At 36.4% G+C, this 24,445-nt stretch carries 15 protein-coding genes, 1 tRNA gene and 2 pseudogenes; 6 read left to right on the top strand and 12 right to left on the bottom strand.

The features are described 5' to 3' along the window. Positions 1-159 precede the first annotated feature (159 nt). Both lipB and parE read left to right on the top strand, forming a co-directional pair. Positions 160-897 (top strand): lipoyl(octanoyl) transferase LipB, encoded by a 738-nt coding sequence (lipB, locus tag J7R13_RS07430; RefSeq protein WP_208438124.1) that lies wholly within the window; start codon positions 160-162, stop codon positions 895-897. Positions 898-977: 80 nt separating this feature from the next. Continuing rightward, a complete protein-coding gene (parE, locus tag J7R13_RS07425; RefSeq protein ID WP_208438123.1) occupies positions 978-3,044 on the top strand; it encodes a DNA topoisomerase IV subunit B in 2,067 nt (688 codons plus the stop codon). A gap of 19 nt (positions 3,045-3,063) precedes the next feature. On the opposite strand, the gene recJ is transcribed toward parE, so the two are convergent. After that, on the bottom strand, positions 3,064-4,848 hold the full coding sequence (gene recJ, locus J7R13_RS07420) for a single-stranded-DNA-specific exonuclease RecJ (protein WP_208438122.1): 1,785 nt from the start codon (positions 4,846-4,848) through the stop codon (positions 3,064-3,066). 298 nt (positions 4,849-5,146) lie between these two features. On the opposite strand from recJ, the gene rplM reads away from it, so the two are divergent. Continuing rightward, positions 5,147-5,611: a 50S ribosomal protein L13 gene (gene rplM / locus J7R13_RS07415; protein ID WP_208438121.1), complete on the top strand. Its 465-nt coding sequence runs from the start codon at positions 5,147-5,149 to the stop codon at positions 5,609-5,611. Between the two features lie 2 nt (positions 5,612-5,613). Then, positions 5,614-6,099, top strand: coding sequence for a 30S ribosomal protein S9 (gene rpsI, locus J7R13_RS07410; protein WP_208438120.1), 486 nt, complete (start codon positions 5,614-5,616; stop codon positions 6,097-6,099). A gap of 103 nt (positions 6,100-6,202) precedes the next feature. On the opposite strand, the gene J7R13_RS07405 is transcribed toward rpsI, so the two are convergent. From J7R13_RS07405 to J7R13_RS07370, 8 genes and pseudogenes are all read right to left on the bottom strand, one after another. Further along, complete coding sequence (locus J7R13_RS07405) at positions 6,203-6,568, bottom strand: response regulator (protein WP_006589570.1); 366 nt, start codon at positions 6,566-6,568, stop codon at positions 6,203-6,205. 2,679 nt (positions 6,569-9,247) lie between these two features. Then, positions 9,248-9,722, bottom strand: a pseudogene (locus tag J7R13_RS07400) (hypothetical protein). A gap of 181 nt (positions 9,723-9,903) precedes the next feature. Continuing rightward, positions 9,904-10,311: pseudogene (locus J7R13_RS07395) on the bottom strand (hypothetical protein). Positions 10,312-10,671: 360 nt separating this feature from the next. After that, positions 10,672-10,893, bottom strand: coding sequence for a hypothetical protein (locus tag J7R13_RS09685; protein WP_246786313.1), 222 nt, complete (start codon positions 10,891-10,893; stop codon positions 10,672-10,674). 564 nt (positions 10,894-11,457) lie between these two features. Continuing rightward, positions 11,458-12,834 (bottom strand): amino acid permease, encoded by a 1,377-nt coding sequence (locus tag J7R13_RS07385; RefSeq protein WP_208438134.1) that lies wholly within the window; start codon positions 12,832-12,834, stop codon positions 11,458-11,460. A 496-nt stretch (positions 12,835-13,330) separates the two neighbouring features. Further along, positions 13,331-13,693: a hypothetical protein gene (locus J7R13_RS07380; protein ID WP_208438119.1), complete on the bottom strand. Its 363-nt coding sequence runs from the start codon at positions 13,691-13,693 to the stop codon at positions 13,331-13,333. 441 nt (positions 13,694-14,134) lie between these two features. Next, positions 14,135-15,673 carry a histidine ammonia-lyase gene (gene hutH, locus J7R13_RS07375; RefSeq protein ID WP_208438118.1) on the bottom strand — a complete coding sequence of 513 codons (1,539 nt, stop codon included), beginning with the start codon at positions 15,671-15,673 and terminating at the stop codon, positions 14,135-14,137. 1,507 nt (positions 15,674-17,180) lie between these two features. Continuing rightward, positions 17,181-17,257, bottom strand: a tRNA-Arg gene (locus J7R13_RS07370). A 256-nt stretch (positions 17,258-17,513) separates the two neighbouring features. Here J7R13_RS07370 and J7R13_RS07365 point away from each other — a divergent pair. After that, positions 17,514-18,287 (top strand): NAD kinase, encoded by a 774-nt coding sequence (locus J7R13_RS07365; protein WP_004860075.1) that lies wholly within the window; start codon positions 17,514-17,516, stop codon positions 18,285-18,287. A gap of 145 nt (positions 18,288-18,432) precedes the next feature. After that, positions 18,433-19,836 (top strand): DEAD/DEAH box helicase, encoded by a 1,404-nt coding sequence (locus J7R13_RS07360; RefSeq protein ID WP_208438117.1) that lies wholly within the window; start codon positions 18,433-18,435, stop codon positions 19,834-19,836. A 9-nt stretch (positions 19,837-19,845) separates the two neighbouring features. On the opposite strand, the gene gltX is transcribed toward J7R13_RS07360, so the two are convergent. The 3 genes from gltX to J7R13_RS07345 all read right to left on the bottom strand — a co-directional run bounded on the left by gltX (position 19,846) and on the right by J7R13_RS07345 (position 24,403). Further along, positions 19,846-21,228, bottom strand: coding sequence for a glutamate--tRNA ligase (gltX, locus tag J7R13_RS07355; RefSeq protein WP_208438116.1), 1,383 nt, complete (start codon positions 21,226-21,228; stop codon positions 19,846-19,848). A gap of 10 nt (positions 21,229-21,238) precedes the next feature. Beyond that, positions 21,239-22,900 (bottom strand): NAD+ synthase, encoded by a 1,662-nt coding sequence (locus tag J7R13_RS07350; protein WP_208438115.1) that lies wholly within the window; start codon positions 22,898-22,900, stop codon positions 21,239-21,241. Positions 22,901-23,023: 123 nt separating this feature from the next. Further along, the gene (locus J7R13_RS07345) at positions 23,024-24,403 is read right to left on the bottom strand and encodes a class II 3-deoxy-7-phosphoheptulonate synthase (protein WP_208438114.1); all 1,380 of its coding nucleotides are present in this window, start codon (positions 24,401-24,403) and stop codon (positions 23,024-23,026) included. Between the last annotated feature and the right edge of the window lie 42 nt (positions 24,404-24,445).

The raw sequence follows: 24,445 nt of genomic DNA, 5'->3' as shown, positions 1-24,445 counted from the left end.
AAGGAGTGCATATTTTTAAGCATAGCGAATTTTCCCAAAATAAAATTCATTATTGTGTTATCTTAATTTTAATAAACAATTTCATATCTTACCCTTCTTACCCTGTAACTCTATTTACTGATTGTAACGCGAACTCAAATACCAATATAAATATTGCTCATGCCATTTGAATTAAAACATACTGATCGTAATCATTTACCACATCAGTTTAAAACAGTCCTCCGGAATCCACCAGTTGAATGGAAAATAAGTAATAACTTGGTCGAATATCCTGAAGCACTGCGTTATATGCAAGAGCGTGTAGAAAACATTCTTGCAAAAAATGCGCATGAACAAGTTTGGCTTCTTGAGCATCCTTCCCTTTATACAGCTGGTACAAGTGCAAACAAAAAAGATCTTTTAGCACCTCATTTGTTTCCTGTTTATGAAGCAGGCCGCGGTGGTGAATTTACATATCATGGTCCAGGTCAACGTATTGCTTATATTATGCTTGATCTTAAACGCCGAAAACAAGACATCCGTGCTTTTATTAGTGCTTTAGAAGAATGGATCATACAAATGCTTGCAAAATTCAATATTAAAGGTGAACGCCGCGAAGATCGCGTTGGTGTTTGGGTTAAACGTTCCGATTGCTCTTCTACACGAAGCGACTTCTCTTGCGAAGATAAAATCGCGGCTATTGGCATTCGTGTACGCAAATGGGTAAGCTTTCATGGTGTTTCTATCAATGTTAATCCAAATTTAGCGCACTATTCAGGGATTGTCCCCTGCGGAATCACAAATTACGGTGTAACCAGCTTTTTTGATTTAGGATTCCCTATAAAAATGCATGATATTGATATTGTTCTCAAACAAACATTTGAACAAATTTTTGGTCCAACAATTGATGTTTCCTAAGTGCATTGATTTTTAAATAAAAAACAGGCATAAATTTATTTTCTGAAGGTTTTATTTTGTGAGGTGGATAATCAAACGCTATGAGCGATAACAGCAAAGATCTTTTTAGTATTTTAAATAATGCACAGTCTCGGGTAAATACAAAAGAAAAAAATTTACAATTCCCTATGAAACCAGAAGCAATGGCTTCGAAAAAAAATACGAAAGATACGCAAGAAGATAGCTATAATGCTCTCTCTATTCGAGTGCTTGAGGGTTTAGAGCCTGTGCGTTTACGTCCTGGAATGTATATTGGTGGAACAGATAGTAAAGCACTTCATCATTTATTTGCCGAAATTATTGATAACGCCATGGATGAAGCTGTCGCTGGTTATGCAGATTTAATTGATGTATCGCTAGATAGAAACGGCTATTTAACGGTTACAGATAATGGACGTGGCATTCCTGTCGAAAACCATCCTCAAATGCCTGATAAATCTACTCTTGAAGTCATTATGACACAACTCCATTCAGGTGGAAAATTTGATGGAAAAGCTTATCAAACTGCTGGAGGGCTTCATGGAGTAGGAATTTCTGTTGTTAATGCTCTTTGCGATGATATGGAAGTCGAAGTAGCACGAGAACGAAAACTTTATCGACAACGCTTTTCACGCGGTATTCCTCAATCTGAATTGGAAGATTTGGGTGATGTTTATAATCGTCGTGGCACACGCGTTCGTTTTCATCCTGATAGTAAAATTTTTGGTGAAAAAGCAGCTTTTGATCCAGAAAAAATTTATAAGATGGCACGCTCCAAGGCTTATCTTTTTGGCGGCGTAAAAATTCGCTGGAATTGTGACCCTATCATACTCGAAGAAACAAAAAATATTCCTGAAAAAGCTGTTTTTCACTTCCCTGATGGCCTTAAAGACTATTTACTCTCATCTCTGAAAGATGAATATCGAGTAACGTCGGAAATTTTTTCTGGCAAAACAAAACAATGTAATGGCCATGGCTCCGTTGAATGGGCTATTGCTTGGCATGGTGGCGATGCCTGCGTGCAATCTTACTGCAATACTATCCCCACCGGAGAAGGGGGAACACACGAAATGGGATTGCGCCAAGCTCTTTTGCGCGGATTGAAATCTTACGCTGAGTTAATAGGCAACAAACGTGCTTCTATCATTACATCCGATGATGTTATGATTTCAACGGCTGCAATACTTTCAGTCTTCATCAGAAATCCTGAATTTGTTGGACAAACCAAAGATCGATTAGCAACAATCGAAGCACAACGTATCGTTGAAAATGCTATACGTGATCCTTTCGATCATTGGCTGACAAATTCTCCACAAGAATCCACAAAACTTCTCGATTGGGTTGTTGAACGTGCTGAAGAACGTGTTAGACGGCGTCAAGACAGAGAAATAAGTCGGAAAACTGCTGTACGTAAATTACGTCTTCCCGGTAAACTTGCAGATTGCAGCCAAAACTCTGCCGCTGGAGCTGAATTATTCATTGTTGAAGGTGATTCTGCTGGTGGTTCCGCTAAACAAGCGCGAGACAGAGCAAATCAAGCAATTTTACCTCTTCGTGGAAAAATCCTAAATGTAGCCAGTGCCGCACACGAGAAAATGAACTCAAGCCAAACAATTGGCGATCTTATACTTGCTCTTGGATGTGGAACGCGCACTAAGTATCGCGAAAAAGATCTCAGATATGAACGTATTATCATTATGACCGATGCGGATGTTGATGGTGCTCATATTGCCTCTCTTCTCATTACTTTCTTTTTTCAAGAGATGCCCGATCTTATTCGTCAAGGACATTTGTACCTTGCAGTGCCTCCTCTTTACAGAATATCACAAGGAGGAAAAGTCGCTTATGCACGTGATGATACCCATAAGGATGAATTACTAAAGACCGAATTTACTGGAAAAGCTAAAATCGAAATTGGTCGTTTCAAAGGACTTGGTGAAATGCGCGCTGAACAGCTTAAAGAAACGACTATGCATCCTCAAAAACGTACACTGCTACGTATTTCTATTGATACAATGGAAATGCAAGAAACTAAAAATACAGTAGAGAGTCTCATGGGAACAAAACCAGAAGCGCGGTTTCGTTTTATACAAGAAAATTCTACTTTTGCTTCTCATCTAGACATCTAATTTTCAAAAAAACTCTCTCTTAAACTACCGCTGCTGCGTCAATCACACGCAGTTGTGGATTAATCGTTCCATTCCAATAATTCAAGCTAAGATTACCAGCCAAATGGATTATTTCGCCAATATTTTCAAAAAGAAAATCACCAAGCGCTGTTCCTACAGCACGAAAAGCTATTCCTTGCAGTTTTTTTCCTTCAATATTAGAAATAACAAGGCGAAGATGTCCTTTTCCAACCTCACTTAGATGAACGAGCCGATGAGAAGGAAGAACAAAAACAGGTGTATTATTTCCTGAACCAAATGGACCTGCTTTTTCGATCATCTCAAAAAGCTCTTTATTAGCACCAGAGGCAGAAAGACAACCATCTATATTGAGAGACTTTTTAGCACGCAACTGCGAAACCATTAAAGAGACTTTTTCTTCTAGCCATTCTCTAAAAGTTTCAATTTTTGTCGATTGGATTGTGATCCCTGCTGCCATACTATGCCCCCCTCCCTTTTCTAATAAATTTAATGTGACAGCTTCACGAACAAGTGCCCCTAAATCTATACCGCTCATTGAGCGTCCCGATCCCACACCACTTCCATCTTCTTTCAAAGCAATTGCAAAAACAGGACAAAAAAAACGCTCTTTTAAGCGAGATGCGAGAATACCAATAATTCCCGGATGCCATTCTTGATGAGCAATGACAAGTGACCGTGGTGTTTCACTCTCTTGATAAAGAGAAGCAATATAAGTTTCTGCTTGCTCTAATTGAATGTTCTCCATTTCTTGACGTTCTTGATTAAGCTGATTCAATTGTTCTGCTATTCTCTCAGCCTCATCTTTATTATTACAGCTGAGCAAACGCGCTCCCAAAGCCTGATCTCCAATACGACCTCCTGCATTAATTCTAGGACCTAATAAAAAACCTAAATGAAAGCTATTAAGCGGCTCACCTATACGCGCAACCTTTGTTAAAGCTGCTATCCCAAGATTATGCATGGAACGAGCAACTTGAAGCCCTTTAACTACAAAAGCACGATTAACACCTTGTAATGGAACGACATCACATATAGTCGCCAACGCAACAAGATCGAGCATACTTAGAAGGTCAGGAAGCTTTCCTTTAAATTTTTTCTTCCGCAATAAATGATGAACCCATGCTAATGTAACAAAGACAACGCCAGCAGCGCATAAATGCCCCTGTCCAGAAAAATCATCAGGACGATTAGGATTGACAAGAGCAATAGCTTCTTGATGAACCTCTGACATTTGATGATGATCTAAAATTATAACATCAGCGCCTGCAAGCCTTGCTGCTTTTACTGCATCTGGACTATTTGCACCACAATCAACGGTAATAATTAAATGGGCACCTTCTTGCACGAGCATTCTCATTGCTTGTTCATTTGGGCCATATCCTTCAACGATACGATCAGGAATATAAATTTTTACTTCCATACCAAAATAACGGAAAAAGCGCGCTACCAGTGCTGATGAACAAGCACCATCAACGTCATAGTCACCAAAAACTGCAACCTTCTCTTGATTCAAAATAGCTTTAACAATACGCTCTGCTGCACATTGCATATCGTTAAAACTTTCTGGATCAGGCATTAACGTGCGCAACGTTGGATTGATAAAAGCAACAGCTTCAGATTCATCAACATCTCTTGCTGAAAGAACCCGCGCCAACTGATCTGGAAGACCAAATTTTTGAGAAATCGCACGAGCGTTATTGGCCCCTTGAATATCAAGAGCATCTAACCAAGCCTGACCACAAGCAGAAGATTTGACATTGAGAAAATAAAGAGACCGCTGCATTATTACTTATTTTATAATGAAGATGAATAAAATACAATCAGGACTTAAAGATAAAACTTTCTTTCTCAGCGTCTATTCTCATTTAAAAAGTGCATCAATACCTCTCAATGCGTAGTATTATAGTACCTCAATCATAAAGTACTGTTTTATAAGTTTTTATTTTCTCTTGACGTAAACCAAAAGACATTATATCAGAGCAAGTAGTACGCGTTAAATATTTCGCTATGATATCAATCTTCAACGCAAAGCAATAAAAATGCCCTTAAGTTTTAAAGGGATTTAATTAAAGGATACTTCTATGGCAACTTTTTCACAAAAGCCAACTGAAGTGGTGAAAAAATGGGTTATTATTGACGCAGAAAACCTTGTTTTAGGTCGTCTTGCCACATTCGTTGCTAATCGCTTACGTGGCAAACATAAAGCTACATTTACTCCACATGTCGATGATGGTGACAATGTTATTGTGATCAATGCAGATAAAATATCTCTTACCGGTAAAAAATATACAGATAAAAAATATTATTGGCATACCGGCTATATTGGTGGAATCAAAGAACGTACAGCGCGTCAGATTCTTGAAGGACGTTTTCCTGAACGCGTTATTGAAAAGGCTGTAGAACGTATGATTCCTCGTGGACCACTTGGCCGTCGCCAATTGAAGAATCTGCGTGTTTATGCTGGAATCCAACACCCGCATGTGGCACAACAGCCTGAAGCTCTTGACGTTGGTGCTCTAAACCGCAAAAACAAAAGGATTGCTTAATTATGGCTGAAATTAATTCTCTTTCTGAGCTTGGTGCAGTAACAAATATTGCAGAAACTCATGAAAATGTCGCTCCTATCCACGTGCAAAAGATTGATTCACAAGGACGTGCCTATGCAACAGGAAAACGTAAAGATGCTGTTGCTCGCGTATGGATCAAACCAGGCTCTGGAAAAATCATTATTAACAATAAGGAATTCGACAAATATTTTGCTCGTCCTGTTCTTAGAATGATTCTTCGTCAGCCAATTGTTGCAACGAACAGAGATACTCAGTTTGATATTGTTGCAACCGTTGCAGGCGGCGGTCTTTCCGGACAAGCTGGTGCAGTACGCCATGGCATTTCCAAAGCTTTAACCTATTATGAGCCAGAACTTCGCACGATTTTGAAAAAAGGTGGATTTCTCACCCGTGATAGTCGCGTTGTTGAACGTAAAAAATACGGTAAAGCAAAAGCGCGTCGTTCTTTCCAATTTTCAAAGCGCTAATTTCAATTTTCGCGCGACATATAGAGCCCCGTTTTCGATGGGGCTTTTTTCGCGAATAGCAGCAGCTGCTCATTCGCTTTTTCTACTATCATTTAACAAAGTTTCAGTCTAAAAAGTGCTTTACCATTGTAATAAAATGAGGAACGGAAATAGGTTTTGACATATATTCTTCACATCCACTTGCACGAATTCGCTCTTCATCCCCTTTCATAGCAAAGGCTGTTACGGCAACAACGGGGATAGATTTAAGTTCTTCATCTTCTTTTAATTGTTTAATGACATCAATCCCTGACACCTCTGGCAACTGAATATCCACAAGGATAAGAGAAGGCATTGATGAACGAGCCAAATCTAATGCCATCAAACCATTACGCGTTTCAACAGTTTCATAGCCACTCGCCTCTACAAGATCACGGAATAACTTCATATTCAGTTCGTTATCTTCCACGATCATAACTTTTTTTGACATCATTATAACTCCACTCTTTTAGAAATAAATCAAATAGAGAAATAGAAATTAATACACATCCTCTTATTTAAGATAAAATGATAAAAAAAATTGTAAACCGTAAAGAAATTAAATAGCTCCCTATAAAAGCAATTCTTCGCAACCATTTGTAATGCTTATCTTTATGCTTCTGCATTTTATAAGAATAGAATCCATAAACAACGTAAAATTGTAGTGTTACATATTTTTGGAATTGCTATACAACGTTTATGAATGTCTAAATCAGCCGGTACGTCTTTTCATTGTAGAAAAGATATCAGTTACGAAAATTAGCTCACATACGCATATCGCATAGGAAAACTATAAATAACTTTGATATATATAGATTGTTTTGCAGTAAGAAAAGTCATAGTTTTATATATTAAATTAGAGCGTTTAATATTGTGATATTTAGTTATCTCAGACGCTGAGATTATAGAAATGCACTGTTAAATGCAACATCAGTAACAACACTAGAAAGTATAGAATCAACTCTATAGCTATCAATTTATTTTATAATATCAGATTAGAATGTCATCTCTGTTTATTGAAAAAGAGATGATGTTAAGGTTTATTTGCTTTTTCAGCAGAAAATACAAAAATATAAAATATTATTAAATAAATTAAACTGATAAACTATAATAATAAAGAATTTTATAAAAAATGTTATAGACATCAATATAAAAAATAAATTTACTATTAATAATAACTTTTTTCTATTTTTGACTGTAGATTTTAGATTCATAGTACAAATTAATTAATAATATAATAGTAATAAATATAAGTATTGAATGCAAAATTTCTACAATAAAATTAATAAAATCTATCCACATCAATAATGCCCACCATAACAATTAAAAACTAAAATATACAAATATTTTTCAATATCATCTACATATAGCACCACTTGTCTGATATGAGGCTTTCATTATCCACTTTGTAGAGTTGAAAAAGTATAAATACTGTTTACGCTTATGAAAAATTGATAATTTAATATTTTATCAAATAATAATATTATTAAAATATGATACATTAATCACTGTTCTATCTTAATAAAATCAAATAAATTATTCACTCAAACCATTGAGAGTCTTCTCTTGATTAACAAAAACCATCAAGAAATATATTATTCATACTGTCATCAAACTCTGTTTTATTGCTATTGTCTCGCACACGCTGGTTAATCCTTTTAATTTTCAGATGATTATCTACGGCGTCTTCCCCTTTCAATGCTCAGAAAGTTTTTATGCTAACGTTGTTATTATGATTGCTACATGTTTGTTAGCCACAGCTCTTAGTGCTCTCTCGGGCAACTTTAGGGGCTTATTTAGTCAATCGGCTTATACTAAAATTTTTGCGTCATATTTATACTCATTTTTTAAGCCTCTGATTACCTGTCTTACGACATTGGCAAGTGGGAGAAGTGTTTACGCGTATTGGATAAGTTAATATAATTCGCGGCTTCTTAAATACATCAAAGTCTACAATTATTTTTAATCATTGGATGAAAAACAATTTTTATACGCAATATATTAATACAGTCTTCTCTCTATACCTTGAAATATCAGAAAAATTTCTAATGTAGGAACATTCTTCAAATCAAAAGAAAAATACCAATTAATCTTTTACTAAATGAGTTAAATGGCTATTTTATAAAAATAAACAATTTAATCATAAATTAAGGAGTGAACTTTAATAAACATTTTTAAAAACAATATATAACTTATTGAATGAATTTATTTTTATATAGAAATCTACTCTGCAAATTGATATAATTGCAAAAGCTTTTCAAAACAATGAATCTGAGAGAAGCCTTTTATATGTGATAGTAATTATCACTCTTTCTAACTTTTCCCCAACAATAATAGATTCTTTCCAAATGAATTTTAAAAACGATAATGCAATCCACCAGAAAAGCGAGTGCCAGAAAAACCAGCTTTAGTAAACTTATGCTGATCGTTTAAATCACCGTGAAGTATAATTTTAGAAGACAATTTCGACTTAACCCAAACCAGTTTTCAAAGAAGATCCAAAAGAACCTAACTGGAAAATGTCTTTCAAACGCACAAATTACTTTCCTCCAAAACGACTAACAAGATAAATTTTTGCCATAAAAGGAAAGAACACGATCCTCTTCATATCCCGCAAATATCTTAGTTAAACGCCCACCAGCAACGCATTATCATTGACAAAGTTTCCCCCATATCAATATCAAAAGCCTTATAAAACTGAAGATGTTGATGAATAAGCTCAATTTGTGGATCAAAAAAAGACCTTTACATTCTACCATCAATGCTTTAGTAGCAGACAATGAAACGTCTAGATATTTCCTTTTAATGTTGCCATCTTGCCTCATACAAAGGTGAGAATATTGCCTCTAAATAGACTATACGATAAAAGATCATCTACGATAAGGCACTCATCTTCCTGAAATAGAGAGTCATCAACAAAAATCTATCACTAAAATCAATCTTGCTGACAATAAGCATATATAGTAATAATTGAGTAATTTTTAGCCAATAATAACTAACAAAGATACCCGATACATTTTAGACTGGCAATCCTATCATTGCCAATTTGGAAGGAATGAACCTTATCCATTATGTTTTGGTTAAGAAAGTCATTGTTTTTTAACGCTTTCTTTTAGTACTTTTCATCCAATTATTTCTTTAAGGTTGCGCGTGACGATGATGGTCGTTTTTGTAAAACTTTTTTCGTTTGCTGACGTCTTTTTTCATTCTCAAAATGCGTTAGCAAAGCGCGTTCTTGTTTTGTTGCATTGGTCACCCCAAAGGTGTTATTATCCATAAACTGCTGATATCCTGCTATCATTAGATTGGCTAAAAATGAGTTACTTCGTGGGGCTTGTGCAAAATAAATCCCCTTTGAATCCTGCAACTTGTACCGATAACCTGCTTTGGTCATGCATTCATAAATTGACGCAAACTCATTCACAAGCGAATCCATATTTTCAGGAGAAGCATAAACTGGTTTCCAGCCACATTTTGATAGGGCTTGTTGGATTGTAGCTTTATCGACACCTGGGCGCTGCCAAAGCCGACGGAGGTGGTTGGTTAACACACCCAGCAGTGCTTAAGAGAGCTATGGCGCTTAATAATTTCAAGATTTTCTTCATTTTTCCCTCTCTCAATGAATTCCTTTACTCTCAAAAGGCTTGTAAGTCTATTAATATTTTCTATTCTCATTTTCCAAGATAGTTTAGAATTGAAATGGTGGATTGTGGATTAAAGAAACAACCCCGCCATTTCAAGCAAACACAAGAATGTGGGGATTGTTTACATCACAAGCAACAATACTTAAGGCTTGCATTTAGGTGCATTTTTATACTTTTTACAAAATGGGCTATTTGAGCGCTTTTCTACACTTAGCTGAGGAATGATAACACTCGGACAACAAATAGGTAGGTTTTCCTCTTTAAGAGTATAACACCACCCACACCTTCTCCATCATCTTTATAGTGGAATCCTAATTGAATCATACAAGCATGAATTGTTGTTTTTGCATTGATACTCTGCTTTCTGTTTTCTGGATCAACATCATAAGGAGTTGGCATGCCACATTCTAATAGCGCTTTTCCTATCTCAATAAAATCTGCTCCTGGCTTCTCCCATATACTCAGGTACCCTAGAGGAGGTTTGTCAATGTTACATCCAGAAATACTTAACAGAATAAAACCGATTAAATAATTTTAAGGTATATTTCATTTTTTCCTCCTTGAAGGGATTTGTACTTGATGAGATAAACCATAAAAGTATTCTGCACTTATAACCTCCATCTCTAAGGCAAATATCACTTATGGGATCTGTGAACATATGCCCTGCCTCTTTCAACATTGTTAGTACTACCCAGCAGGAGCTGTCCCGTAGGTAAAGCCATTACCGCCGATCAATCTGCTTACAAAATCATATCTATGCCCATCAAAGCCAACTGTGGTTTATTTTCCTCCACTCACATAAGCTAACATATCTGCCATAGACACAACATGAGAAGCGCGGGAATAAAAATTGACACTCGTATTGCCTGCTATATCGTGCACGCTTTGTTGTTTGAAAGAATTCACAGTGTTACACTGGAAAACCACAGCGACTATAGGGATAAAGTTCTAACCTTGGATTGCCATAGCGATATTGCTGATTTTGTGGTTTTTGTGCCGAATTGATTATTAGATCAAAGAAGTTATTTTCTAAAATCCTCTGGTATCCCCCAACCATAAGTTCTGATATAGTAGAGTTGGTTTGTGGAAATACGGTAAAATAAAGTGGCTCGTTTTTATCTATTGTCAGCACACTAAACCGTATAAGCAGCAACTTCATCCGGTAGGGCAAAAATTCTATTGAAGAGCAATACAAAGCTCTCCATTAAAACAGCTTATAAGTACTTTTCCTCCTTAACCTAAATAAATGATATCGAGGAAATAAGTTTGCATATGCATGAAAAAGCAAGAATGAAGAGATTTATTTGTTACAATCAATGCCAACTCTTAGAATTTTATTATTATATTCTTAATAATTAATTATAATTATATATATTATATTTATATTTGAACTCATTGAGAAATAAAACTTTATACATCATTGTAGATAGTAAAAGCTGCCTAATCCTGCACTTGTCACCATGTCTATCTAGACGACTTTATTTACGACGGTATCAATCAATAATCCTCACCCAGTTTTGTTACTGTCTCTACTCTATATGATTGAATAGCAGTTATTTATTGGCAAGGAAATCAGCATAGCTCCAACACCAAACGATGATTAGAAAACTATCCTTAATCACAGATAGGCGATTATCACGTGTCTTTTTCTCGAAAATCATCAGCTATTCTTTTTAGTTTAGCCCTTATTCATATTCTAATGAGCACTGCCTTTTTTCAAATTATAAAGTTTAAGTGCATAAAAACAAATAACAAGCAAAACAATCCAACTAATACCTATAATCAAAACTGGCCGCGTATCATCGAAAAACCATAATAAAATAAAAATAAAAACCATAAACAAAATAGAAAAAATTGGTCCTATGGGCCAAAATGGAATTGGAAACTTCAAACCACACTGTACTTCTTTAGACATTTTCAGCCGCATAAAAATTTGCGAAAGTAAAATCATCATCCAAACAAAAACCGTTGCAAATGTTGCCATTGCTGCAATGAGAAAAAATAACCCTTCATGGTAAAAATAATTAAGGACAACACCAAGAAGAAAAATGATAAAGATCAGTAGAATAACAAGAATTGGTATACCGTTTTTTGATAAATACTGAAACTCTTTTAAAGCATAACCTTCCTGCGATAACCCATGTATCATGCGACAAGCACCATACATTCCACTATTCATCGCTGAAATAGCCGCAGTAACAACAACAATATTCAGAATGTTTGCTGCGGATGAGATTCCAAGGTTTTCAAAAATTGAAACAAAAGGACTGTCCATAAGGCCAATTTCCTTCCAAGGATAAAGTGACATTAAAATAGCTAACGTCATGATATAAAATAGTAAAATACGAACGGGAGTAGAATTAATTGCCTTTGAAATGGTTTGAAGAGGATTTTGTACTTCCATCACTGCCATCCCTATAATTTCTATGCCACCAAAAGCAAAAACAACAACACTAAAACAAGCTAAAAAACCAAACCATCCATTGGGAAAAATACCACCATTTTCCCACAAATTGTGAATACCAACGGTGGAAGAATTTGTACTTGTATTCCAACCACACAAAATTATTGCTATCCCTAAAACGATCATCGCAATGATAGCAATAATTTTAATGGAAGATAGCCAGAACTCCAGTTCACCATATACCTCTACTGCTGCTAAATTAATCCCTGTAATGATCAGGGTAATGCTGAGTGCCCATATCCAAGGTGCAACATCAGGATACCAAAACCCCATATAAGTCGCAAAAGCTGTGATATCAGCTAAACCAACAAGAATCATCTCAAATACATATGTCCATCCCGTTAAAAAACCAGCTAACGGTGATATATAATTTGCAGCATAACGAGCAAAAGAACCGGACAGTGGATTATGAATCATCATTTCACCGAGAGCTCGCATAACCATAAAAATAGCTAAACCAGCAATACAATAAGCAATCAAAACACTTGGACCAGCAAGCTTAATAGCTTGTGCAGACCCGTAAAAAAGACCTGTTCCAATAGCAGAGCCAAGGGCTAAAAAAATAACTTGGCGCTTGCTCATACCTCGTTTCAGTTCATTTGTTACCATTTTTTCTTTCTTAACTGAAATATTAATAAAATCCATAATCACAACGCCAATTCTATGATAAATAAAACCTTATGTTTCTCTCCCAAATATATTTAAAAAAAGGCATTGTACAATGGCGCGTCAAACACTCCACCTTAGGCAATAAAAAATATTTTTATTACAAATTATTTAGCTATTTTTATGGACTACAATTTTGTATCATTTTATTAAAATCAAGTGGTAATAAAATTTTTTATAATTGTCATGTGATTCATTTTCATATCCTCTATTTGTCTGCAAAAAATAGAGAATTTAATGCAATATCAATCCCATGCTTTCTTTTCAGTTTATTGAAATAGAAGCTTAAAAATTCGTACCGCTATATTTGAAAACGAGTGCGTTAAAGTTTTTATTATTGCTTTAAATAAACTCTCTCTTACTTTTTTAGCTCATAACAATTACAAATTATACGCGATAGCGCATGAACTAACTTTTTAATATCAATTTAATAGCTTAATCAGTGATAAAGTGAATCTCGCCAATCTTCAAAAGCTTGAGAAAGTGCAGCCCCAGCCCATCTCTTAAGAACTCCAACCGCCTTAAACGCAAGTCTTCCAAGAAAAAGAATTATTGCGGTAAAAATAATCTTATCAACCTTTTTTCCGTTAATAGACCTGCCTCTTTCTCTAGCATTTTGCCCTGAACTACCAATAACAAATATCTTTTTCGTCTGAACAAGAGTATCTTTCTCTTGGGCAACTATGGCAATGAAAATACCCTCTTGAGATCTAGTTCTCCAAAGATTCGCATGAACCTCCACAATTTGCGAAAAACAAAAAATAGCTGTCATTAAAATGTATAATGTATGATTTTTAAACATGTTTTCCTCTTTGCTTTCGATTCAAAATACAAAAAGTAACTCTAAAATATCATAAAACATCGTAAAAACAAAAGAAACATACAACAAAACTCTTAATTTCACTGAATACGACACATATAAGCCATTTTTTATAAATGGTAAAATTATATAAGAATATGATCTATAATTTATAAATTTACGGAAGATAGTCCCAAAACGGCAGTCTAAAAATTCCCAAAAGTAGTTCTCCCAATATTCATTTTCATAAGCTTGGTTGATAATCGGATCATCATGAAACATAATATTAAGAAGATAATTGGACCCAAACACCCTATAGATACCAGCAAATAAATGACTACATATTTATTTAATTATTCAAATATATCATTACTTTCCTCAATTTTGTAGAAATAAGTTCAAGAATTAACTTTCCCTCCTTCCACATGGAATTCAAAATAAATATTATCTAAGTTCTAGTTGAGGAAAAATTGTTTCCGGTATAACGGATAATAAATATCCTTCACGCACAAGAATATATCCTTTATGAAGATCTGGAGCCATATAGCGATCTCCTTTAAGAGTACCAACATTTTTACGCAAATGCTCCATAACAAACTGTAAGAAGGAGCTTGTTTTTAAAGGCGCACGGTATTCAATTCCTTGTGCTGCAATAAGTGTTTCAATGCCGATAATATTAAAAAGGTTTTCACTCATTGCTAATAATCGGCGAGCGCCATGACAAGCCATGGAAACGTGATCTTCCTGATTTGCGGAAGTTGGTGTTGAATCAACAGAAGCAGGATGTGCCATTTGTTTATTTTCAGCCATTAAAGCAGCTGCAGTTACTTCAGCAATCATAAAGCCTGAATTAAGACCCGCATTTTGCGCTAAAAAAGCTGGAAGTCCATAAGAAACTGCTGGATCGACCATAAGAGCAATACGTCTTTGAGAAATAGAGCCTATTTCACATAAAGCAAGTGCAATCTGATCAGCAGCAAATGCTACAGGTTCAGCATGAAAATTTCCACCTGACACAACCTCCCCATTTCTTAAAATCAATGGATTATCTGTAACTGCATTCGCTTCAATAATGAGTGTTTTTGCTGCTGCGATAAGAATATCAAAACATGCTCCCATGACCTGTGGTTGGCAACGTATACAGTAAGGATCCTGTACACGATTATCACCACGTAAATGTGCAGCCCGAATTTCTGAATCCTCTAAAAGCTTTTTTAATGTTTGTGATACAGAAATCTGCCCATAATGGCCCCGTAAAATATGGATGTCAGGATGAAACGGTGCTGTTGACCCCATAATGGCATCTGTTGTCAGTGCCCCTGCAAGAAGTCCACCACACAATGCCCGATGACTATGAAAAAGACCGGCAAGAGCAAGTGCTGTTGATGTTTGAGTGCCATTGATAAGGGCTAGTCCTTCTTTTGCTTCTAAAATAATAGGAGACAATCCTGCTTTCTCTAAAGCTGCTGCTCCACTCATGCGAATGTTTTGAAAGAATGCTTCTCCCTCTCCCATCATAACAGCAGCCATATGAGCAAGCGGCGCAAGATCACCTGATGCACCAACAGATCCCTTTTCAGGGATGACAGGAATAACGCCTTTTGCAAGCATATTTTCTAGCAAATATATCAACTCTAAACGAACACCAGAAGCCCCTCGCCCTAAAGAAAGAAGCTTTAAGGTCATCATCAAACGCACAACATTTTCCGTTAAAGGTTCTCCCACACCACAACAATGTGATAAAATAAGATTTCTTTGTAAAATAGCTACATCGTTTGCCCCAATTTTAATCGAAGCCAATTTACCAAAACCAGTATTGATGCCATAAACTGGCTCACTTCCAGCAGCAATTTCAGCAATACGCTCTGCTCCTTTTTTGATAGCTAAATGCGTGTTACTGTGAAGTTTACTCACCTCACCATGGAAATAAATAGTTTCAAGTTCATTAAGCGTTACCTCACCCGGTTTTATTATAATAGTCATAATTTTCTTTCTTGTTTATTTAAAGTATAATACTTAGCACTATTGGACTTTTCTATAAAACAGAAAAGGTATGGCTGCTCTCTATAAGGCTTAAAATCGAATAAATAAATAAACTTTTCTTATTCTTTAATTTATAATGATCATTTGCCTTTTTTAGCGTCACTTTATAAGATTACACATTCCTTCACAGCTTGAAGTGAGATCCGCTTTTTGTTGCTTAAGGAGTCTTTTGTGTATTTTCTGTATCATTCCCCCTCAAGATAATAAAAAATATATTAAATTTATATTATTAAAATATCAATATAAAAAAATACTGTATTTATACATAATATAAATATTACTTTAAGTATAGTTAAATATAAGTTAAAATAAATAATCAACAATATATATTAATATGATAAAATAATTACCTATAATACGTATTGAAACAATCGTATCTTTTTTCTGTTTTAATGCTATTGGAATGTACTATGGTAGAGAATCTAAACCAATACGATAAGCTTTACATAAAATATGTGAATATTATTATGATACTTATAAAATAAGACAATAGTTAGTTTTGGAGATATAACGTGACGTTGCGAATTAGTCCTCTAAAATTTGATATTTTAAAGCTCATGCAATACGATATGACTTTCTTACTTAGCAGTCTAAAAAGCCCTTTATTATAGCAAAATCTGGTGCTTAAATACATAGAAAATTTTTAAGAGAGCATTAAAAACGTCTCGCAGCAAAGCAGCAAAATGGCAAGATATGGTAATGTTTAATTTTTTGTAGCTAAATAGCACTGTAAAACAGTATAGAGGTTATACTTTTTATAAGAACTCTATGCTTCTTGCATGGCTTTACAGTCAATGGTTATTTTTTAACTTCACTGCTCAAGACTGTTCGGGACCGTATTTATAAAACACCTTCATAATAGCACTTGGCAAGCTTTTTGTATACAAATTAGTTATTTTTTACCTGTGATACTGTTGCACAGTATCATATTGCTCTTGAATATGATAACCTTGTAAAAAAAGCCGTCTGTTATAGGTACTAACAAGCGGTTTTACTTCTTGCACGGTTAAAGAGAAGTGCTTAGCATACCGTTTCTATTATCAACTATTTCATGGACTCGCAGAAAGTATAGATTGATACTGCTTTACGAATAATTTTCATGAAACATTTTCTTAAGCAGATAATAAAAAACGTCTTCACTCTGTTTACAGAAAGAAGTGAAGACATTGGAAATACAGTTCTTAGATTTCAATCCATTAATGAAGTAAAAAGGAAAAATGGCTTTATATAATCAATTCTTCCATAGCGCACTGTTCTCTTTACCTCAATATTCAAAGTACTCAAAAAAAGGATTCTATAAACAGCAAGAAACTTTATTCTTCTAAAATCATTTGCTTATTCGGTATATAACTTAACCAGTACCCCCAATAACCATTTTAATAAAAATAGCTTTGTCTTTTCTAAGCAATACTACCATAACAATAATACGAGAAAGAACTGAAAAGTCTGGTGCACCCGACAGAATTCGAATCTGTGACCTCTGCCTTCGGAGGGCAGCGCTCTATCCAGCTGAGCTACGGGTGCTTAAAACTGAACAGTGGTCTTTTAACTGATCACGCTCTTAGCTTCAATGATGAATTATCATTCTTAAAAAAAATACTCGTTTATGGTTTATGTCACTATACAATCTTTTCATCCCATCTTGCTATGATACATAACTTACACAGATTACTTTTCGTGCATAATCCATTTCCTTACCAAAACGGTTTTTTATAGACAGCTTCAAAATTTTTCAAAAATACGCTAGAAAACTAAGTTGCAAATATCAGGATAATTCTTAATGACCACATTACCAAACCGCTTTCATTTCATTTCCGCTGAAACTAAAGAAGCCATAAAAGCTACTCATAAATTAATTTCTGTTTACGGTCATTCTTCTCTAGAAGAAGCTGACGTTGTTGTTGCAATCGGTGGCGATGGAACAATGTTACAAACAGTACGGGATGTTATGAACACCGGAAAACCTATTTACGGCATGAATCAAGGCTCTGTAGGATTCCTTATGAATGAATTCCATGAACAAAAATTGCCAAGCCGTATTGCTGCCGCACATAAAAAAGAAATTCATCCCCTACGCATGATTGCAGAAGCTGAATGTCAAGGAACTATTGAAGCACTCGCTATCAATGAAGTCTCCCTCTTTCGTCAATCTTATCAAGCAGCTAAAATTCGTATTAGTATTGATGATAACGTACGCATGGAACAATTAAGTTGCGATGGTATCCTTGTTGCCACACCAGCAGGATCTACGGCTTATAATTTATCAGCACAAGGACCTATTTTGCCCCTCATGGCCCCACTGATGGCACTCACTCCCGTTAGTCCTTTCCGTCCTCGGCGCTGGCATGGAGCATTACTTCCTAATACGGCAACAGTACGCTTGGATATGCTTGAACCTGACAAACGTCCCGTAAATGCTGCAGCCGATAATGTTGAGGTCAAATCTGTCCATTCAGTTATTATTTCAACAGCAACAGAAGTAACAGCCTCAATCCTTTTTGACTCTAATCATTCATGGGACGAGCGTATTTTATCAGAACAATTTCGCTATTAATTATTGTATTATGCTTTCTATACGTATATGGCTGTTATAGTTGACTTTTTTGTGAAAGCGCCTTAACCCTCTAAAATAGTGTAGAATACTTAATCTCACAAATAGTTTGGATAGCGAGATTAAAATCGCAGAGCAATTGATAAAAATGATGCCACCTTTAAATAGTTTCGATGATTTAGGTCTTTCCGCAAAGGTTATTAAAGCGGTAAAATCAGCGGGATATACAGTTCCAACGCCTATTCAGAGTGGGACGATTCCCCACGTGCTTCAAAGAAAAGACGTTCTAGGAATCGCTCAAACAGGAACGGGGAAAACAGCTTCTTTCGTTTTGCCTATGCTCACACTACTTGAAAAAGGCCGCGCGAGAGCGCGTATGCCCCGTACTCTTATATTAGAACCAACACGGGAACTTGCGGCTCAAGTTGAAGAAAATTTCGATAAATACGGAATAAATCATCGCCTAAATGTTGCACTTTTGATTGGTGGTGTTTCTTTTGATCACCAAGATCGTAAACTTGAACGAGGAGCTGATGTTCTTATAGCAACACCAGGCCGCCTTCTTGATCATTTTGAACGCGGTAAATTGCTCCTAATGGGTGTTGAAATTCTTGTTATTGATGAAGCTGATCGCATGTTGGATATGGGTTTTATTCCTGATATTGAACGTATCTGTAAACTAACCCCCTTTACGCGTCAAACTTTGTTCTTTTCCGCAACAATGGCGCCAGAAATTACCAAACTAACAAAACAGTTTTTACATTTTCCTGTATCTGTTGAAGTTACAAAAGCATCCTCAACAGCCACCACAATTACACAGAGACTTGTCAAATCTGGAAATAAGCCATGGGATAAAAGAGCTGTTTTGCGAGAACTTATCCACAATGAAGGCAATGAGCTTAAAAATGCTATTATTTTTTGCAATCGAAAGAGGGATATCTCTGAACTTTTTAGGTCTCTCGTCAGACATCATTTTAGTGTAGGCGCCCTTCATGGAGATATGGACCAATATTCGCGCACAAATACATTAGCCGATTTTAAAAATAATAAACTCACACTTCTTGTTGCTTCTGATGTTGCTGCCCGTGGACTCGATATCCCAGCTGTCAGCCATGTTTTCAACTATGATGTCCCTACACATGCTGAAGACTATATTCATCGAATTGGTCGTACAGGACGTGCAAATCGTAGTGGAAAAGCTTTTACGATCGTCACAAAAGATGACCAAAAATATATCAACGCCATTGAGGAAATGAGCAACGAAAAAATTGAATGGCTCAATGGAGATCTCTCTACTTTAACGACTGATGATCAAGAAGACCACATTGTTTTAAAGAAAAGATCTCCAAAACCGTCAAAAAGAACTACTCAAAAAGAGCGCGTTGTCCAAACTCAAAAATCCTTAAAAAACGATAAAGTAGATTACATTCAAGCCACAAATAATAAAGTAAAACCATCTGAGCAGCAGAACCCTAGAAAAAATAAGGATTTGTCTCCTCTTGGATTTGGCAATGATATCCCAGCATTTATGCTCATAAAAACCCGCACTTAAACTGGAAACTTACTCTCCTTGAAATGTCAATCTTTCTACTACTTTCTCACGCCCTAAGAGCTGCAAAAGCTTTCCCATTTCAGGTCCATGATCCATTCCAGTAAGCGCCTGACGTAATGGCATAAACAAAGCTTTTCCGCTGCGACCTGTTTTTTCTTTTAATGCCGTTGTCCAAACTTTCCAACTTTCATCATTTAATGCACCTTCAGGCAAGAAATTGAGTGATTGACGCACGAATGCACGATCTTCAAGCGCTACTGTATCAAAGCCCTTTTGTTCATCATGAATCATTTTCCACCAAAAGACAGCATCATTTACTTTGTCAATATTACCTCTCATCGCATTCCAAAAACACTCCGCCTTATCGCCATCAATAGAAAGATTTTTAAGTCGTGTTTTAACTTCCGCATAGGTTAACTCATGCACAAGATGACGATTTAAAGCAAAAAGATCGGTAGTATCAAATTTTGCAATTGATTTTGACGTATCTTGCAGATTAAAATGCTCTAAAAGCGCTGCTTGATTGGGATACGGATGTACATTTTGTGATGTCCCAATCAAAACAGCGAGGCATTGAACAGCGATAGATTCAAACCCTTCCGCCCGTAGAGAGCGAATAGAGAGATCGTTGTTCCGTTTTGAAAACCCTTTTCCTAAAACTGTAGACAATAAATTAATATGGCCAAAAACTGGCAATTCTGCATTGAGTGCTTTAAAAAGAGCAATCTGAGCGCCTGTATTTGTAATGTGATCGTCCCCACGAATAATATGAGTAATGGCCATATCTATATCATCAACGACGGAAGGCAATGTATAAAGGTAGCTTCCATCTTCACGAATTAAAACAGGATCTGAAAGAGAGGCTAAATCAATCGCCTGTTTTCCTTTTACCGCATCATTCCAGCAAATTTCTGTTCTCCTTGTTTGCAAAGGATCATTTGCAAAATTAGGGAGAAGAAAACGCCAATGAGGTTTCCGACCTTGCAATTCAAATGCTTTTTTATTTTCTGGTGTTAATTTCAATGCAGCGCGATCATAAATAGGGGGTAATTTGCGAGAAAGTTGGATTTTACGGCGCCGATCTAATTCTTCCGCGGTCTCATAACAGGGATAAAGAAGACCACGTTGTTTTAGAGTTTCCGCAACTTCATCATATCGACTAAACCGTTTAGATTGATAATAAATCTCATCTGGTTGAATACCAAGCCATTCAAGATCAACTGCAATAGCATCAATATATTCCTGTTTAGAGCGTTCAACATCTGTATCATCGTAACGCAAAATAAAAGCTCCCTTATGCGCTTGCGCATAAAGCCAGTTGAACAGGGCACTACGGGTATTGCCAATATGAATATAACCTGTTGGAGAGGGTGCAAAACGGACTTTTATCATAAAATAATGCTCAAATTTTATCACGAAACCGATTTACAATGGGATAACGACGATCACGTCCGAAGTTTTTATAACTGATTTTTACGCCGGGAGCAGATTGTCGTCTTTTGTATTCGGCACCATAAAGAAGATGTTCTATTTTCTCAACTGTTTCCCGTAAATATCCACGTTTAACAATATCACAGATACTCATGTCATTTTCTACAAGAAATTGCAAGATATCATCTAAAACAGGATAAGGCGGAAGAGTGTCTTCATCTTTTTGATTTTCCCGAAGCTCCGCAGAAGGTGCTTTTTCTATAATATTGGGTGGAATTACAATCCCTTCTGGCCCCAACAAATTTTGCAAGTGATTGTTATTACGCCACTTCGCTAATGCATAGACCTGCGTTTTATAAATGTCTTTAATAGGATTAAACCCTCCGTTCATATCACCATAGAGTGTTGCATATCCCACAGCCATTTCCGACTTATTACCTGTTGTTATCACCATTGAGCCAAATTTATTTGAAAGGGCCATCAAAATAGTACCGCGTATACGACTTTGAAGATTTTCTTCTGTCACATCAGATGGCAACCCTAAAAAAATAGGTGCCATTGTCTTCAAAAAAGCCTCAACAGGTTGTACAATTGGTACCACTTCATAGTGACATCCTAAAAAACGTGCACACTCTTTAGCATCTTTCAATGACTCTTGTGAGGTATAATGATAGGGCATCATTATGGTGCGAACCCTCTCAGCTCCAAGAGCATCCACTGCCATTGCCGCACAAAGAGCTGAATCAATTCCTCCTGAAAGACCAAGAATAACATCCTTAAAACGGTTTTTATTGACGTAATCTCTCAAACCCAAAACACAGGCTTGATAATCAGCCGCTAATCCATTAAGGAGATTCTCATTTGGGCCAGAAATACATTGCCACCCTGTCGTTTTTCTCTGCCAATGACTTAAAGCAATGTGGCTTTCAAAATGTTTCATTTGGAACACTATTTTGCCTTGCGCACTTAGTGCAAAAGATCCCCCATCAAAAACGAGCTCATCCTGCCCTCCAACAGGATTAGCATAAATAATCGGTATGCCAGATTGAAGCACCTGCGCACGAGCAATTTCTATACGCTTTAATGTTTTATCACGATAATAAGGAGAACCATTAAGAACGAGAATGATCTCAGCTCCTTTATTGCCAAGCTTTGCACACAAAGAAGAATCATTCCAAATATCTTCACAAATCACTATTCCTAGTTTTATCCCGTGATAGACAATCGGCTCAGGGTATGGACCGGGAAAAAATAGTCGTTTTTCGTCAAATTCAGCATAATTAGGTAAATCAAACTTAAAGCTTTCAGCAACTATCTGTCCTTCATCAAGAATCATGACACCATTGTAAATGTTATCATTACGCTTGAGAGGAAGGCCCATTATAATTCCTGGTCCCCCTACTGTTATCTTTGCTAATTCCTTAACAGCATCTTCACATGTTTTTATAAAAGCAGGCTTAAGAACGAGATCTTCCGGCGGATAAGCGCTTATAAAAAGCTCAGTGAATAAAACAAGATCTGCACCTTCTTCTTTAGCCGTTTGATGCGCCATAACAGCAAGAGAATAATTCCTTTCAATATCACCAACGACGGGATTTAATTGGGCAACAGCTACCCGAAAATCATTTTTCATAAGTCTTTATATCATTTCATCAGCTTGACAATTACAACTCTATTTTAATTATTGAAAACACTTCTTTTTCAAAAAACTCTTCTCCCATAAACACCTAAAATGAAATATGATCGAGCTTTTTATCTAACCATTTGCAGCAAGAGCTAATGAATCAGTATTACGATTTTTCTTAAGTAATTCTGCAACAAGAAAAGCTAATTCTAACGCTTGATCTGCATTTAATCGCGGATCACACTGGGTATGATAACGATTAGACAAATCTTCTACAGAAATAGCATGCGCCCCACCTGTGCATTCTGTTACATCACGACCTGTCATTTCAATATGAATGCCCCCTGGATAAGTTCCCTCTCCATAATGTACTGAAAAAAACTTCTCTACCTCCTTTAACACATAATCAAAGGGACGCGTTTTATAACCATTTACAGTAACCGTATTGCCATGCATTGGATCACACGACCATATAACTTTACGCTTCTCGCGCTCAACTGCTTGGATCAATTTAGGAAGATAATTCTCAACCTTATCATAACCAAAACGCGTAATGAGCGTCAATCGCCCCGCTTCGTTTTCAGGGTTTAAAATATCAATCAATCTCAAAAGCTCATAGGGCTCAATGGAAGGACCACACTTTAACCCAAGTGGATTTTTGATACCGCGGCAATATTCAACATGCGCATGATCAATCTGACGTGTACGATCACCAATCCATAACATATGACCAGACGTTGCATACCAATCTCCAGAAGTCGAATCAATTCGCGTCAAAGCCTCTTCATAGCCAAGCAAAAGCGCTTCATGACTGGTATAAAAAGATGTTTCACGTAATGAAGAATTTGTTTTGGACGTAATCCCTATGGAACGCATAAAATCTATCGCTTCCGAAATACGTTCTGCCAACAACTCATAACGCTCGCCCTGCGGGCTGTTAGAAACAAAACTCAACATCCATGCATGAACATTTTCTAAATCTGCATACCCCCCTTGTGAAAAAGCACGCAATAGATTCAATGTTGCTGCAGATTGGCGATAAGCCATAGACATTCGTTGCGGATCAGGAATACGAGAATCCGTGCTAAATTCAATACCATTAATAATATCCCCGCGATAAGAAGGAAGCTCAGCTCCTCCTTTGCTTTCCATATCGGAAGAGCGTGGCTTTGCAAACTGACCTGCGATGCGACCGATTTTAACAACGGGTTTAGAACTGCCAAAAGTTAAAACAATCGCCATTTGCAAAAATACGCGAAAAAAATCACGAATATTATCAGCTTCATGTTCTGCAAAGCTTTCTGCACAGTCTCCACCTTGTAATAAAAAAGCCTGACCTTGTGCAACAGCTGCTAATTTATTTTGCAAATCACGTGCTTCACCCGCAAAAACCAAAGGAGGATAGCTACGTAGCTTTCGTTCAACATCTGCTAACACAGATTTATCCGGATAAATCGGAACTTGTTTAATTGGTCTTGCTCTCCAAGAGTCAGGAGCCCATTCTTTTATCATTGCATTCTCTCCAGAGCTTAAAATCATAGCTCATCGTACTAA

This window comes from Bartonella taylorii 8TBB, from assembly GCF_902825155.1.
GTDB classification, from domain to species: domain Bacteria; phylum Pseudomonadota; class Alphaproteobacteria; order Rhizobiales; family Rhizobiaceae; genus Bartonella; species Bartonella taylorii_A.
The sequence above is the reverse complement of the archived record's forward strand: the minus strand, read 5'-3'. Positions and strand labels throughout refer to the sequence as shown.